The sequence below is a fragment of the Streptomyces sp. RLA012 genome, assembly GCF_056270325.1.
In genome coordinates this window covers 5248714-5263601 of the sequence record NZ_JBWDPA010000002.1, presented here as the reverse complement: position 1 = coordinate 5263601, position 14888 = coordinate 5248714, and the positions used below count along the sequence as shown (strand labels likewise).

The window sequence follows — 14888 nt, the reverse complement described above, 5'->3', positions numbered from 1 at the left end:
CCTAATCCGTAGTGATGAACGTTCTGATGGAGCGGGTGCTTCTCGGGATGTTTCGGGTGCCGGATCGTGATTCTAAGTCCGGCCGAGCGGATGACGGTGAGTGTGCTGAGCGGATGAAGGTGAGTCCGCCGAGCAGGTGACGGCGAGTCCGGACGGACAGGTGGTGGCGAGTCCGGACGGGCAGGTGACGGCGAGTCCGGCCAAGCCGGCGGCGGAGGACCGGCGCCGGCAGTCGATCATCCGGGGACGAGACCTGAAGCGCGCGCACCCGCACCCCGCCCGGCGGCGCGCCACGGCCGACTCGGCACAGTCGGTACGGCGCAGTCGGCATGGCATGGCATGGCACAGCAACGTGAGGCGCGTACGTTCTCATTCGCCGGACACGCGTATATGCCTTGGCCTAAGCTGCTCCCAACTGTCACAGCAGTGCGGCCACGTATCAATACGTCCAGCGACCCCGAATCGTTCCGGAAGTTCCCCAATTTTTTTGGGGAGATCGTGTCCGAATCAGCCTCATGCGTCACCAGGCGTCCGTTGTGACTCAACTGAACTGTCCCGGTTTGCCGGGGTAATCACGTATGTCCGTGGCTCACTCCCCCGGGTGATCTGCCGCTTACCCATAGTCCGTTCGGGCCATTCAAGATTGGGCCCGAAGGGGGTGTTGCGCTGTGCCTGCCTTCCGTAACGTCCTCAACTGGCGGCGGTGAATATGCCGCTGCCGCCGTGGGGGAGCCTCGATTCGGGAGAGGACGGCGCCGGTATGGGCTGGGTAACCGACTGGAGTGCGCAGGCGGCCTGCCGCACTACCGATCCGGATGAACTGTTCGTTCAAGGAGCAGCGCAGAACAGGGCGAAGGCAGTGTGCACCGGATGTCCGGTGCGCACGGAGTGCCTCGCCGATGCGCTCGACAATCGCGTCGAATTCGGCGTGTGGGGTGGCATGACGGAGCGGGAGCGTCGCGCATTGCTGCGCAGGCGTCCCACCGTCACCTCGTGGCGTCGCCTGCTGGAGACCGCGCGTACGGAGTACGAGCGCGGTGCGGGCCTGCTGCCCCTCGACGAGGAAGAGGTGTACGAGCGCTACGCGGCGGTGAGCTGAGGTTGTCCCTTCGGTAGGCCATGAGTGGCATGAGTGGTAGGCCGTAAGCGGCAGGCCATGAGGGTGCCCCTCGGGGTTCGGGACCACCTCGGTGCGTCTCCGTGCCCAGGACGGCCTACGACGGCTCACGTGACCGCTCAGGACCAACCTCGGGGTCCATCTCAAGCCCGCGACAACCTCGGGCCCGACCGCGGGCCCCGCAGGCGGTGCCGCTCAGGCGCCGGTTTCGGGCAGCTCCGGCCGATTGGCCGCGAGCCGGTCTCCGATGTCCCGCAGTCCCGCGAGGTCGTGTACGTCGCCGGGCAGCGCGGCCACTTCGGCAACCGCCACCTCCGGGTGGAGCGCGGCGAAGCGGTCACGCGTGCGCTGCTCACGGGAGAGCAGCTGCATGCGCTCGGCGTGCAGCCTCAGCAGGCCTGCGGTGAGTTGTTCGACGGTCCGGTGCGCGTACGGTGCGTCGGTACTGTCCGTGTCGGAGGTTCTGTCCGTGGCGGCGGGGGAGCCTACATCGGAACCATTCGAACTGTTCGAACCGTGCGAGCCGTCGGGAGCTGGTGTCTCGGAAGCGGGAGATTCTGAACTGCCGTACGTGTCGGGAGAGTTACGAAGTCCAGCTTTCCCGTCCTCCTGATCCACAATGCGGGCGTCGTAAAGATTTTCTGCAGCCACGGAATCAAGATCTTCCGCAGGGCCGGACTCAAGATCGTCGGCGGCCGTGGCGTCGAGCGTCTCCGGGCCGGCGGCGTCGAGATTCTCCGAAGTCACCACGGCCGCGAAGTCCGAAGTCTCCGAAGTCTCGGAAGCCTCGGTGGCCGCGAGGTCGAGATTCTCCGCCGCCGCGAGCGCACGCTCGGCGGACAGCTGGGCGGCGGCGCTGGCATGCACCCGGTTGAGCACCAGACCGGCGAACGGCATGTCCTCGGCGGCCAGCCGCTCCACGAAGTAGGCGGCCTCGCGCAGCGCGTCCCGCTCCGGTGCCGCCACCACCAGGAACGACGTCCCGGGTGCCTGGAGCAGCTTGTACGTGGCGTCCGCGCGCGTACGGAAGCCTCCGAACGTCGTGTCCATCGCCGCCACGAACGTCTGGACGTCCTTGAGGAGCTGCCCTCCGAGCAGCTTCCCCAGGGTGCCGGTCATCATCGACATCCCGACGTTCAGGAACTTCATCCCCGCGCGCCCGCCCAGCTTCGCCGGGGCCGTCAGCAGCCGGATCAGCCGTCCGTCGAGGAAGGACCCGAGCCGCTTCGGCGCGTCCAGGAAGTCGAGGGCCGAGCGGGACGGCGGCGTGTCGACGACGATCAGGTCCCATTCGTCCCGGGCCCGCAGCTGCCCCAGCTTCTCCATCGCCATGTACTCCTGCGTGCCCGCGAAGCCCGCCGAAAGCGACTGGTAGAAGGGGTTGTTCAGGATCACGGCGGCCCGCTCGCCGTCCGCGTGCGCCTCGACGATCTCGTCGAAGGTGCGCTTCATGTCGAGCATCATGGCGTGCAGCTCGCCGCCCGCGGAGTCGTCGATGCCCTTCACACGGCGCGGGACGTTGTCGAGGGAGTCGATGCCCATCGACTGGGCGAGCCGGCGCGCCGGGTCGATGGTGAGGACGACCACCTTGCGGCCCCGCTCGGCCGCGCGCAGCCCCAGGGCCGCCGCCGTGGTCGTCTTGCCGACGCCGCCCGAGCCGCAGCACACCACGATGCGGGTGCCGGGGTCGTCGAGCAGCGGGTCGACGTCGAGTACGCGGGCCGGGTCCAGACTCATGAGATCCCTTGGGTACGCAGTTCCGCGGCGAGCTCGTACAGGCCCGCCAGGTCCATTCCCTCGGCGAGCAGGGAGAGTTCGTGCAGCGGCAGGCCCTGCTCCGTGAGGACGGCCCGCTGCTCGCGCTCCAGGGTGTGCCGCTCGGCGTACTCCTCGGCCTGCTCCAGGAGGGGCCCGACGAGCCGCTCGGCGTTCCCGCCGCGACGGGCGCCGCCGAGCCCGGCCGCCGAGAGCGACTTGGCGACGGCGCTGCGCGCGACGGCGCCGGTGAACTCCAGGTCGGCGTCGTCCAGGAGCGCGGGCCGCACCATGTTCACGATGATCCGGCCCACCGGCAGCTTGGCGGCCCGCAGCTCGGCGATGCCGTCCGCGGTCTCCTGGACGGGCATCTCCTCCAGCAGCGTCACCAAGTGCACGGCCGTCTCCGGCGACTTCAGGACGCGCATCACGGCCTGTGCCTGATTGTGTATCGGGCCGATCTTGGCGAGCCCCGCGACTTCCTTGTTGACGTTCAGGAAACGCGTGATCCGGCCCGTGGGTGGCGCGTCCATGACGACGTAGTCGTACGCGAACTGCCCGCTCTTGTCCTTCCTGCGTACGGCCTCACACGCCTTGCCCGTGAGGAGCACGTCCCTGACGCCGGGTGCGATGGTGGTCGCGAAGTCGATGGCTCCGAGCTTCTTCAGGGCCCGGCCGGCGCCGCCCAGTTTGTAGAACATCTGGAGGTAGTCCAGAAGCGCCAGTTCGGGGTCGATGGCGAGGGCGTACACCTCCCCGCCCCCCGGAGCGACGGCGATCTTCCGCTCCTCGTAGGGCAGCGCTTCTGTCTCGAAGAGCTGCGCGATGCCCTGCCTGCCCTCGACCTCGACGAGGAGGGTGCGCTTCCCCTCGGTTGCGAGGGCGAGCGCGAGGGCTGCGGCTACCGTGGTCTTGCCGGTACCGCCCTTGCCGCTGACGACCTGGAGCCTGCTCACGTCTTCGAGCCTAACCAGTCCGCCGCCGGACTACGCAGGAGGCTGTGGACAAGGTGTGCGCGAGGCCCCCGCGGCAACGACTACAGTCGGCCGCATGACCAAGTGGGAATACGCAACCGTGCCGCTGCTCGTCCATGCCACGAAGCAGATTCTGGACACCTGGGGCGAGGACGGCTGGGAGCTCGTGCAGGTGGTGCCCGGGCCGAACAACCCCGAGCAGCTGGTGGCCTACCTGAAGCGCGAGAAGTCGGCATGAGCGGCGCCGTCGAGGCGAAGCTCGCGGAGCTCGGCCTGGCGCTGCCGGACGTCGTTCCGCCGCTGGCCGCGTACCAGCCCGCCGTGCAGTCCGGTGTGTACGTCTACACGGCCGGCCAGCTGCCCATGGTGGACGGCAAGCTCCCGGTCACCGGCAAGGTCGGTGCGGAGGTCACCGCCGAGGAGGCCAAGGACCTGGCCCGTACCTGTGCCCTGAACGCGCTCGCCGCGGTCAAGTCCGTCGCGGGTGACCTCGACCGCATCGCGCGCGTGGTGAAGGTCGTCGGCTTCGTTGCCTCGGCCTCGGACTTCACCGGCCAGCCGGGCGTTCTGAACGGCGCGAGCGAACTCCTGGGCGCGGTCCTCGGTGACAAGGGCGTGCACGCGCGCAGTGCCGTCGGTGTGGCCGTCCTCCCGCTGGACGCCCCGGTCGAGGTCGAGATCCAGGTGGAGCTGACAGGGGTGTAGCCGGTCGGGGGTGGGTGGGGTGCGGCTTCCGGCCTCGTCCTCAGCCGTCGGACTGGCTGAAAGATGTGCGCCGGCGCCCTTCGCGCCAGCGCCCTTGAGGGGCGCGGGAAACTGCGCGGCCAGCCCCCACCCACCCGCACCCGGGAGGGCAGGGGCGGCGGGGGGCGAGAAAACCAGGTCCCCACCCCCGGCCTGGGGTTCCCCTTGGGCCCCTCGAACATTCGCCCGGCTCGGGATAGCCTCCGGCCATGGCGAATGGGCAGTGGTACCCACCGGAGTGGCCCGAGCGGATCCGCGCGCTCGCCGAGGGCACGCTGACCCCGGTACCCCCCAAGCGCGCGGCCACCGTCATGCTGCTCAAGGACACCGACACCACCCCCGTGGTGCACATGCTGCGCAGACGCGCCTCCATGGCCTTCGCCGGAGGCGCGTACGCGTACCCGGGCGGCGGCGTCGACCCCCGCGACGACGAACACCAGATCCGCTGGGCGGGCCCCACGCGCGCGTGGTGGGCGAAAAGGCTCGGCACCGACGAGACGTCCGCCCAGGCCGTCGTCTGCGCGGCGGTCCGGGAGACGTACGAGGAGGCCGGCGTCCTGCTGGCCGGCCCCACCCCGGAATCCGTGGTCGGCGACACCACCGGCGACGACTGGGAGGCGGACCGCGCGGCCCTGGTCGCCCGCGACCTCTCCTTCGCCGAGTTCCTCGACCGCAGGGGTCTCGTGCTCAGGTCCGACCTCCTGGGCGTCTGGACCCGCTGGATCACCCCGGAGTTCGAAACCCGCCGCTACGACACCTGGTTCTTCGTGGCCGCTCTCCCGGAGGGCCAGCGCACCCGCAACGCCTCCACCGAGGCCGACCGCACGGTCTGGATACGCCCCGCGGACGCGGCGGACGGCTACGACAAGGGCGAGCTCCTGATGATGCCGCCCACCGTCGCGACCCTGCGCCAGCTCATCCCGTACGACAGCGCCGCCGACGTCCTCGCCGCCGCGCCCGCCCGCGATCTGACCCCCGTCCTGGCCAAGGCCCGCCTGGAGAACGGCGAAGTCGTCCTGGCCTGGCCCGGACACGACGAGTTCACCAAGCGCATCCCGACCGGTGGAGCCCCCGCATGACCGACGCCGCCGCCCTCCCCGGCCAGCCGCGAGGCGCGGTCCTTACCGGCCCCGCCACCCAGCGAGCCGTCAACGTGCTCGCCCCCAACGCGTCCGCGATGACCCTGGACGGCACCAACACCTGGATCGTCTCCGAGCCGGACTCCGAGCTCGCCGTCGTGATCGATCCCGGGCCCCTGGACGACGTACATCTGCGCAATGTCGTGGACACGGCCGAGAAGGCGGGGAAGCGGGTGGCGCTGACCCTGCTGACGCACGGGCATCCCGACCATGCCGAGGGCGCCGCTCGGTTCGCGGAGCTGACGGGCACGAAGGTGCGGGCGCTGGATCCGGCGCTGCGGCTCGGCGACGAGGGGCTGGCGCACGGGGACGTCGTCACCGTCGGCGGACTCGAACTGCGCGTCGTACCCACCCCCGGTCACACCGCCGACTCGCTGTGCTTCCATCTCCCGGCCGATCGGGCCGTCCTGACGGGTGACACCATCCTCGGCCGCGGTACGACCGTCGTGGCCCACCCAGACGGCCGCCTGGGGGACTATCTCGACTCGCTGCGGCGGCTCAGGTCCCTCACCGTGGACGACGGCGTGCACACCGTGCTGCCGGGGCACGGGCCCGTCCTGGAGGACGCCCAGGGCGCCGTCGAGTTCTATCTCGCCCACCGCGCTCACCGCCTCGCCCAGGTCGAGACGGCGGTCGAGAACGGCTACGGGTCGCCCACCCAGGTCGTCGCGCACGTGTACGCGGACGTGGACCGTTCGCTGTGGCCCGCGGCGGAGCTCTCGGTGCGGGCGCAGATGGACTACCTCCGGGAACACGGCCTCATCTAGCGCTGCCAGGGCCCCCGGGAGCGCGATGCTTTGACGCCGTGCCCGCGCGCGAAATGCGAGAAGGGCCCCGCTGTGGAGCAGGGCCCTTCAGGTGCGTTGCCGGTCGGCGCGCGGTTCGGTGTGCGGTTCCGCGTGCGCGGTTCGGTTCGGCGCGGCCAACGGGGCTAGCGCGAGCGTTTCGCGAGGCGCTCCACGTCCAGCAGGATCACCGCGCGGGCCTCCAGGCGGAGCCAGCCGCGGCCCGCGAAGTCGGCGAGCGCCTTGTTGACCGTCTCGCGGGACGCGCCGACCAGCTGGGCCAGCTCCTCCTGCGTCAGGTCGTGTACGACGTGGATGCCCTCCTCGGACTGCACGCCGAAGCGGCGGGAGAGGTCCAGGAGTGCGCGGGCCACCCGGCCGGGCACGTCCGAGAAAACCAGGTCGGACATCTGGTCGTTGGTCTTGCGCAGCCGCCGGGCGACGGCGCGCAGCAGGGCGGCGGCCACCTCGGGGCGCGCGTTCAGCCAGGGCTGGAGGTCGCCGTGGCCGAGGCCGAGCAGCTTGACCTCGGTCAGCGCGGTGGCGGTCGCCGTGCGCGGGCCCGGGTCGAACAGCGACAGCTCGCCGATGAGCTCACCGGGGCCCAGGACGGCCAGCATGTTCTCGCGGCCGTCGGGGGAGGTGCGGTGGAGCTTCACCTTGCCCTCGGTGACCACGTAGAGGCGGTCACCGGGGTCGCCCTCGTGGAAGAGAGCGTCGCCTCGTGCGAGGGTCACCTCACTCATGGAGGCGCGGAGCTCCGCGGCCTGCTCGTCATCGAGCGCCGCGAAGAGCGGGGCGCGCCGCAGAACGTCGTCCACGAGTTCTCTCCTTGTCGACCTGCTCAGGGGATCTTGCTCCCCCGTGATACCAGGGGACCGTGTTCCCCATCTTGCTGGACGGTCCAAACAGTGTGATCAGTCACAAGTCTGCCGCACCGGCGTGCCGGGCAGTGCGGCAGGGGGCCAATTGGGGGCTGATCTTCTGGGTCCGGGGCGGATGTCGGTGCTGGGCTTTAGGCTGGCCGGGTGTCCAAATCGCCGGTGAGAGCACAGGCCAAGGGGGCTGGGCGGGTGGTTGTACGTCGCGATTCCGCTGTGGGCGAACAGGGCTCTGGCGAAAGTAGGAAAACGACAAAAGCGACAAAGTCGGCGCCGGAGAAGGCGACGGCAAAGAAGGCCGCCAAAAAGGCGACAGGCATGACGGGGAAGACGACAGCCGCGACCAAGAAGGCGATGACCACGATCAAAAAGGCGACGACCACGTCCAAGAAGACGGCGGCCGCCAAGATGCCTGCAAAGACTCCCGCCGAGACTTCCGCCGAGACGCCTGCCGAGAAGGTGTCTCCGGCGAAGTCCGCTGCGGAGCGGGCGGTGCCCGCGAAGGCTGTCGCCAAGAAGTCGGCGCCTGCCAAAGCCGCCACGGAGAAGTCGGCATCCGCCAAAGCCGCCGCGAAGAAGTCGGCGCCCGTCGAAGCCGGCCCCAAGAAGGCGACCGCCGAGTCCCGTGCCGCTCTTGTCCGCCGAGCCCGCCGTATCAACCGCGAGCTCGCCGAGGTGTACCCGTACGCACACCCGGAGCTGGACTTCGAGAACCCCTTCCAACTGGTGGTCGCCACGGTCCTCTCGGCCCAGACGACCGACCTGCGGGTGAACCAGACGACCCCGGCACTCTTCGCCAAGTACCCCACCCCGGAGGACCTCGCCGCGGCGAACCCGGAGGAGGTCGAGGAGATCCTGCGGCCGACCGGGTTCTTCCGGGCCAAGACCAAGTCGGTGATAGGGCTCTCCAAGGCCCTGGCGGAGGACTTCGGGGGCGAGGTCCCCGGCCGCCTCGAAGACCTCGTCAAGCTCCCCGGTGTGGGCCGCAAGACGGCGTTCGTGGTGCTCGGCAACGCCTTCGGGCGCCCCGGCATCACCGTGGACACCCACTTCCAGCGCCTCGTCCGCCGCTGGCAGTGGACCGACGAGACCGAGCCCGACAAGATCGAGGCGGCCGTCGGCGCGCTCTTCCCGAAGAGTGAGTGGACGATGCTCTCCCACCACGTGATCTTCCATGGCCGGCGTATCTGCCACGCCCGTAAGCCCGCGTGCGGCGCCTGCCCCATCGCCCCGCTCTGCCCGGCGTACGGGGAGGGCGAGACGGACCCGGAGAAGGCGCGGAAGCTCCTGAAGTACGAGAAGGGCGGCTTCCCGGGCCAGCGCCTCAACCCTCCGCAGTCCTACCTGGACGCGGGCGGCATCCCGGCACCCCCACTGGGTGCCGGATGACGGAACGAACACGGCACCGGCCGGCGTTGGGGAGAGCAGAACGGGGGTGGCGATGACGCGCGCGAGCAATACGCACAGCAGGCACGACGAGCCCGGCACGGATGACACGCACGGCACGGACGACACACACGGCACGGACGACACGGACGGCGGGCAGGGCGGGCACGGCAGGCACGACGAGCCTGCCGCGCACAACACGTACAGCACCCATGACACCCATAACGCGCACAGCACGCACAATGCGCACGACAGACACGACAGGCAAGACGGTCCCGGCATGCACCACCCGCACGGAGCGCGGCCCGGCACGGACGGCTCGCAGCGCGGCCCGGTGGTGGTGACCAAGGACGGCCTGCCCGCCTGGCTCGACCCGGTCGTGCACGCCGTGGAGACGGTGGAGCCGCTCCAGCTGAGCCGCTTCCTGCCGCCGGCGGACGGCGCGGGGCGGCAGTCCGCCGTCCTCATCCTGTTCGGCGAGGGCGCCCGCGGCCCCGAGCTGCTGCTGATGGAGCGCGCCAGCTCCCTGCGCTCGCACGCCGGGCAGCCCTCCTTCCCCGGCGGCGCCCTCGACCCGGAGGACGGCGATCCGAAGGCCGACGGACCGCTGCGGGCCGCGCTGCGCGAGGCCGAGGAGGAGACCGGCCTTGACCCGAGCGGCGTGCAGCTCTTCGGTGTGCTGCCGAAGCTCTACATCCCGGTGAGCGGCTTCGTGGTCACCCCGGTCCTGGGCTGGTGGCGCGAGCCGACCCCGGTCGACGTGGTCGATCCGGCCGAGACGGCCCGGGTCTTCACGGTTCCCGTGGCGGATCTCACGAACCCCGCCCACCGCGCGACGACCGTGCACCCCAGCGGCCACCAAGGTCCGGCATTCCTGGTCGAATCGGCCTTGGTGTGGGGCTTCACCGCGGGGATCATCGACCGCCTGCTGCACTATGCGGGCTGGGAGCTGCCCTGGGACCGCGACAAGCAGGTCCCGCTCGACTGGCGCGCATGACAGGGTGGCGTCCGTGCCGTTCTTGCCCGGGGGAAAACCCAGACAACTCAGACGACCCTCGGCCCTCCGGCCCGCAGACGGCGACCGCAAAGTGATGAGGCGAGGCTTGAAGCAGTGAACGTGCTGGACATCCTGTTGCTGGTCGCCGCCGTGTGGTTCGCGATCGTGGGCTACCGCCAGGGCTTCGTCGTCGGAATCCTCTCGGTGATCGGCTTCCTGGGAGGCGGTCTGGTAGCCGTCTACGTACTTCCCGTGATCTGGGGCTGGGCGACCGACGACTCCAAGGTGAGCATGACCGCCGCCGTCGTCGCGGTGGTCGTCGTGATCGTCTGCGCCTCCATCGGCCAGGCCCTCACCACCCACCTCGGCAACAAGCTGCGCCGGTACATCACCTGGTCCCCGGCCCGAGCCCTGGACGCGACCGGCGGCGCCCTCGTCAACGTCGTCGCGATGCTCCTGGTCGCCTGGCTGATCGGCTCGGCCCTCGCGGGTACGACGCTGCCGACGCTCGGCAAGGAGGTCCGCAATTCGAAGGTGTTGCTCGGTGTCTCCAGCGCCCTGCCCTCCCAGGCCGACACCTGGTTCGCCGACTTCTCCTCGGTCCTCGCGCAGAACGGCTTCCCGCAGGTCTTCAGCCCGTTCGCCAACGAGCCCATCACCGAGGTCCAGCCCCCCGACCCGGCGCTCGCGGGCAGCGCCGTCGCCATCCGTGCGCAGAAGTCCATCGTCAAGGTGATGGGCACCGCGGAGAGCTGCGGCAAGGTCCTCGAAGGCAGCGGCTTCGTCTTCGGCGACCGCCGTGTGATGACCAACGCGCATGTGGTCGGCGGGGTCGACGAGCCCACCGTGCAGATCGGCGGCGAGGGCAGGAGATACGACGCGAAGGTCGTCCTGTACGACTGGGAGCGCGACATCGCCGTACTCGACGTACCGAACCTGGACGCGCCCGCCCTGCAGTTCACCACCCAGGACGCGACCAGCGGCAAGAGCGCGATCGTCGCCGGCTTCCCGCAGAACGGCGCGTACAACGTCCAACCGGCACGCGTGCGTGGCCGCATCACGGCCAACGGTCCCGACATCTACCACCGCAAAACGGTGCGCCGCGACGTCTACTCGCTCTACGCGACCGTACGCCAGGGCAACTCCGGCGGCCCGCTGCTCACGCCCGACGGCAAGGTGTACGGAGTGGTCTTCGCGAAGTCCCTCGACGACCCCGAGACCGGATACGCACTCACCGCGGACGAGGTCCAGCCGGACGTCTCCAGGGGCCGTGTGGCCAACCAGCAGGTGGACAGCGACAGCTGTGCGCTCTGAGGGTTCGGGGTGACGGGTGACGGGTGAGGGTCACGGGGTGTGGTGGTGCGGTTCAGCCGCGTGGGTGACGCAGCCGTACCGAGACCCAGCGGGCCCGGCGGCGCAGAATGCGCGGGATCCCCACTTGGGGGTCCGTGCCCGGCAACTGCGGGGTGCCCCTCTGATGGGAGCCCAGGCCCGTGGCCGAGCGGCGGTTGCGTGCTGCGTCACTGTAGTCGTGCGTCCAGCCCATACCCCGACGTGTGCCCCTGCCCGAAGGTCGATAACCGCGCCAACGCCCCCCAATTGGCCTATGCGCGAGGCATTTGGCTGTTCGTAGGACAGGTGTTCCCGTCAGCTCGACGAGCACGCCACGGGCCGCGTTCGGACAGTCACTACCGGATCACCAATCTCGCCAGCACTATCGGCACTACCGGCATCATCGGCATCATCGGCATCATCGACGTCAGCGACGTCAGCGATCAGGCTCGGGATCCTTCAGCCAGTTGACCAATTCGGTCGAAAACGCCACCGGGTCCTCTTCGTGGGGGAAGTGTCCGAGACCGTCGAACAGCCGCCAGCGGTACGGCGCTTCGACGTACTCCCCGGATCCGGCCGCACTCCGCGTCCGCATCACCGGGTCGAGCGAGCCGTGCAGGTGCAGGGTCGGCACCCGGACGGGGCGTTTCATGCGCCGGTTGAACTGGATCCCGTCCGGCCGCGCCATCGAACGGACCATCCACCGATAGGGCTCGATCGCGCAGTGTGCCGTCGACGGGATGCACATGGCGCGGCGGTACGTCTCCACGGCCTCGTCGTCCGGCAGCCGAGGCCCGGACCAGTCCCGCACCAGACGGCCCACCAGGGCACCGTCGTCGGCGACGAGTTGGCGCTCGGGGATCCAGGGGCGCTGGAACCCCCAGATGTATGAACCCGCGGCCGTCTGCTTGACGTCGGAGAGCATGGCCGAGCGCCAGCGCCGCGGATGCGGCATGGACGACACCGCGAGCCGGCGTACGAGCTTGGGGCGCATCACGGCCGCCGTCCACGCCAGATAGCCGCCCAGATCGTGCCCGACCAGCGCGGCGTCGGGCTCGCCGAGGGACCGTACGACCCCGGTGATGTCGAGCGCGAGGTTGGCGGGGTCGTAACCGCGCGGCGTACGGTCGCTGCCGCCGACGCCCCGCAGGTCCATGGCGACGGCCCGGAACCCCGCGTCGGCGAGTGCCACCAGCTGCCGGCGCCAGGTCCACCAGAACTGTGGGAATCCGTGCAGCAGCAGGACGAGCGGCCCGTCGCCCATCTCGGCGATGTGGAAGCGCGCGCCGTTGGCGGCGACGTTCCGGTGGGTCACTTCTCTCCCGCCGGGGACGTCCAGTCGCACGACCGAGGTGGGTTGTGCCGAAGGGGTGGCGGGGTCCGTCATGAGGACGAGCGTGCCACAGCCTCGACCGCGTCACTTACCGGGGCGGACCGTGGGTGCGGCTTGGCGTTCTGCAGGACCCCGGCCGTCTCCTTGACCGACGCGGCGACCTTCTGTGGCCCCTTGCCCTTTTTCGCCTTCTTCGCGAAGACCAGACCGATCAGCGCGAGCGCGGCGGCGATCAGCACGTTTGCCGCGAAGGACAGCACGAAGCAGATCGCGAGATTCCAGTGGCTCCAGGTCCGGATGCCGTACGCGAGGGCGAAGCTCAGCATCGGAAGGGAGAAGATCAGCACCGCTCCGGCCGCCGCGAACGCGCCGCCACTGATCGCACCGCGCTTGACGTCCTGCTTGAGCTGCGCCTTCGCCAGCGCGATCTCGTCGTGCACCAGCGCGGACATCTCGGTCGTCGCCGAGGCGAACAACTGGCCGATGCTGCGTTCGGCGCCGACCGGGCTGCCGTCGGGTGCGCTCATCGCGGACTCCCTCTCTCCTGCATGTGTCTGCTCTGTACGGGTCTGACTGCTACCGGTGCCGGTACGTCCGGGCTTCTTCGGTGTTCGTACCGTCTGTTCGTACTGTTTGGTCATACCGTCTGGTCATACCGTCTGGTCATACCGTCTGGTCGTACCCGTCTGGTTCTGCTCAGATCATGCCGGACCGTGGTTCTCCTCGCTTGCCCCGCCCGCCACTTCGGCAAGCCGTCGGTGTTCGGCCGCCTTCCGCTCGTGGATCTCGGCCATCCGCAGGTGGTACGCCGGGTTGTCCTGCTCGTAGATGTCGGGGATGCCGTCGCTGTCCTCGTCGCGCTCCTCCGCCTCGCACAGCGCACGGTACTTGGCGTTGCGTATCTTCAGCAGCGCCGTGGCGAGTACGGCGGCGATGAGCGAGCCGGTGAGTACGGCGGCCTTGACCTCGTCGGTGAGTACCGCGTCCCCCTGGAAGGCGAGCTCGCCGATGAGCAGGGAGACGGTGAAGCCGATTCCGGCGAGGGAGGCGACGGCGAAGACGTCCGGCCAGGCCAGATCCTCGCTGAGCGAGGCCCTGGTGAACCGCGCCGCCAGCCAGGTCCCGCCGAAAATACCGACCGCTTTCCCGACGACGAGCCCGAGCACGACACCGAGCGTCTCGGGCCTGGTGAACACGTCCCCGATGGCCCCGCCGGAGACCACGACCCCCGCGCTGAACAGCGCGAACAGCGGTACGGCGAGCCCGGCGGAGAGGGGCCGCACGAGGTGCTCGACATGCTCCCCCGGCGAGTGCTGCTCGCCCTCCTCCCGGTGGCAGCGCAACATCAGCCCCATCGCCACACCGGAGATGGTGGCGTGGACGCCGCTGTTGTACGTCAGCCCCCAGATGGCGAGCGCGAGCGGCACATACACGTACCACCCGCGTACGCCCTTGCGCAGCAGCACCCAGAACACGCCGAGCCCGACAACGGCCCCGCCGAGGGCGGCGAAGTCGATGGTGTCCGTGAAGAAGACCGCGATGATGAGGATCGCGAACAGATCGTCGACGACGGCGAGGGTGAGCAGGAAGGCGCGCAGGGCGGACGGCAGGGATGTGCCGATCACGGCCAGTACGGCGAGCGCGAAGGCGATGTCGGTGGCGGTGGGCACGGCCCATCCACCGAGATCGCCGCCGCCGACCACATTGGTGAGGGTGTAGACGAGCGCGGGCACGGCCATCCCGCAGACCGCCGCGACGACTGGCAGCAGCGCGGCCTTCGGATCCCGTAGATCCCCCGCGACCAGTTCTCGCTTCAGCTCGATACCGGCAACGAAGAAGAACACGGCCAGCAGCCCGTCCGCCGCCCAGTGCTGAACGGAGAGGTCCAGCCCGAGCGCGGAGGGCCCGAAGTGGAAGTTGCTCACGCTCTCGTAGCTCTCGCGCAGCGGAGTATTGGCCCAAACCAACGCGGCGATCGCGGCGACGAGCAACAGCACCCCGCCGACGGTCTCGGTCCGCAACGCCTCCGCGACGAAGTTCCGCTCGGGCAGGGAAAGCCGTCCGAGGAGCTTCCGGTTGTTGGTGCTGGGCGCGGCCACGGCGGGGACCTCCGGGTCGTTTACGGCTCACTGACAGCCGTTGCACGGGATCGCTGACGGCACGGCCGACCAGACTTCCCGGCACACCCTGAGTTCACTACTTTACCTTGCCATTACAGCGGCATATGTCGCTTTACGGTGGGGGAGGCCCCGCCCGGAGGCGTCGGGCTGCGAGGCTGCGACCTGGATGTGGAAACGCCGGAACAAGTGGTAACGCGGAACAAGTGGAAATGCCGGAACAAGAGGACCGGGGACGCGGAGGCGCGCACGGGAGGCGCAGGGTGGCGCGGACCCTCACCGGGGCGCGGAGGGGGGCGGAGCCCCGCGGTCTGCCGAGGGTGTGGGG

General features: G+C 69.7%; 15 protein-coding genes. 8 read left to right on the top strand and 7 right to left on the bottom strand.

Going from position 1 to position 14888, the window contains the following annotated elements:
• Positions 1-760 precede the first annotated feature (760 nt).
• Positions 761-1099, top strand: a complete 339-nt coding sequence (wblA, locus tag RV986_RS23945) for a transcriptional regulator WblA (protein ID WP_475924400.1) — start codon at positions 761-763, stop codon at positions 1097-1099.
• Between the two features lie 213 nt (positions 1100-1312).
• Here wblA and bagB read toward each other — a convergent pair whose 3' ends face one another.
• Together bagB and bagA are read right to left on the bottom strand one after the other, a co-directional pair.
• Positions 1313-2854 (bottom strand): ATPase BagB, encoded by a 1542-nt coding sequence (gene bagB, locus RV986_RS23940; protein WP_475919361.1) that lies wholly within the window; start codon positions 2852-2854, stop codon positions 1313-1315.
• Positions 2851-3828: an ATPase BagA gene (gene bagA / locus RV986_RS23935; RefSeq protein WP_475919360.1), complete on the bottom strand. Its 978-nt coding sequence runs from the start codon at positions 3826-3828 to the stop codon at positions 2851-2853. The genes bagB and bagA overlap by 4 nt, the downstream gene beginning before the upstream one ends.
• 94 nt (positions 3829-3922) lie before the next feature.
• Here bagA and RV986_RS23930 point away from each other — a divergent pair, with 94 nt between their 5' ends.
• The 4 genes from RV986_RS23930 to RV986_RS23915 all read left to right on the top strand — a co-directional run bounded on the left by RV986_RS23930 (position 3923) and on the right by RV986_RS23915 (position 6496).
• The gene (locus tag RV986_RS23930) at positions 3923-4084 is read left to right on the top strand and encodes a DUF4177 domain-containing protein (protein ID WP_075033571.1); all 162 of its coding nucleotides are present in this window, start codon (positions 3923-3925) and stop codon (positions 4082-4084) included.
• Positions 4081-4551 carry a RidA family protein gene (locus tag RV986_RS23925; protein WP_475919359.1) on the top strand — a complete coding sequence of 157 codons (471 nt, stop codon included), beginning with the start codon at positions 4081-4083 and terminating at the stop codon, positions 4549-4551. Before RV986_RS23930 ends, RV986_RS23925 begins: the two co-directional genes overlap by 4 nt.
• A gap of 248 nt (positions 4552-4799) precedes the next feature.
• Positions 4800-5669, top strand: a complete 870-nt coding sequence (locus RV986_RS23920) for an NUDIX hydrolase (protein ID WP_475919358.1) — start codon at positions 4800-4802, stop codon at positions 5667-5669.
• Complete coding sequence (locus RV986_RS23915) at positions 5666-6496, top strand: MBL fold metallo-hydrolase (protein WP_475919357.1); 831 nt, start codon at positions 5666-5668, stop codon at positions 6494-6496. The genes RV986_RS23920 and RV986_RS23915 overlap by 4 nt, the downstream gene beginning before the upstream one ends.
• Before the next feature lie 164 nt (positions 6497-6660).
• Here RV986_RS23915 and RV986_RS23910 read toward each other — a convergent pair whose 3' ends face one another.
• Entirely contained in the window at positions 6661-7335 is a 675-nt protein-coding gene (locus RV986_RS23910) for a Crp/Fnr family transcriptional regulator (RefSeq protein WP_006382668.1), read from the bottom strand.
• 378 nt (positions 7336-7713) lie between these two features.
• On the opposite strand from RV986_RS23910, the gene nth reads away from it, so the two are divergent.
• The 3 genes from nth to RV986_RS23895 all read left to right on the top strand — a co-directional run bounded on the left by nth (position 7714) and on the right by RV986_RS23895 (position 11092).
• Positions 7714-8784, top strand: coding sequence for an endonuclease III (nth, locus tag RV986_RS23905; protein ID WP_475919356.1), 1071 nt, complete (start codon positions 7714-7716; stop codon positions 8782-8784).
• Between the two features lie 277 nt (positions 8785-9061).
• Positions 9062-9778 (top strand): NUDIX hydrolase, encoded by a 717-nt coding sequence (locus tag RV986_RS23900; protein WP_475924399.1) that lies wholly within the window; start codon positions 9062-9064, stop codon positions 9776-9778.
• A gap of 114 nt (positions 9779-9892) precedes the next feature.
• Positions 9893-11092, top strand: a complete 1200-nt coding sequence (locus RV986_RS23895; RefSeq protein WP_475919355.1) for a MarP family serine protease — start codon at positions 9893-9895, stop codon at positions 11090-11092.
• 52 nt (positions 11093-11144) lie between these two features.
• Here RV986_RS23895 and RV986_RS23890 read toward each other — a convergent pair whose 3' ends face one another.
• The 4 genes from RV986_RS23890 to nhaA form a co-directional block, all read right to left on the bottom strand.
• On the bottom strand, positions 11145-11324 hold the full coding sequence (locus RV986_RS23890) for a hypothetical protein (protein ID WP_475919354.1): 180 nt from the start codon (positions 11322-11324) through the stop codon (positions 11145-11147).
• A 222-nt stretch (positions 11325-11546) separates the two neighbouring features.
• Positions 11547-12497 (bottom strand): alpha/beta fold hydrolase, encoded by a 951-nt coding sequence (locus RV986_RS23885; RefSeq protein ID WP_475919353.1) that lies wholly within the window; start codon positions 12495-12497, stop codon positions 11547-11549.
• On the bottom strand, positions 12494-12970 hold the full coding sequence (locus RV986_RS23880) for a phage holin family protein (protein ID WP_475919352.1): 477 nt from the start codon (positions 12968-12970) through the stop codon (positions 12494-12496). The genes RV986_RS23885 and RV986_RS23880 overlap by 4 nt, the downstream gene beginning before the upstream one ends.
• Positions 12971-13144: 174 nt before the next feature.
• Complete coding sequence (nhaA, locus tag RV986_RS23875; RefSeq protein WP_475919351.1) at positions 13145-14542, bottom strand: Na+/H+ antiporter NhaA; 1398 nt, start codon at positions 14540-14542, stop codon at positions 13145-13147.
• Positions 14543-14888 lie beyond the last annotated feature (346 nt).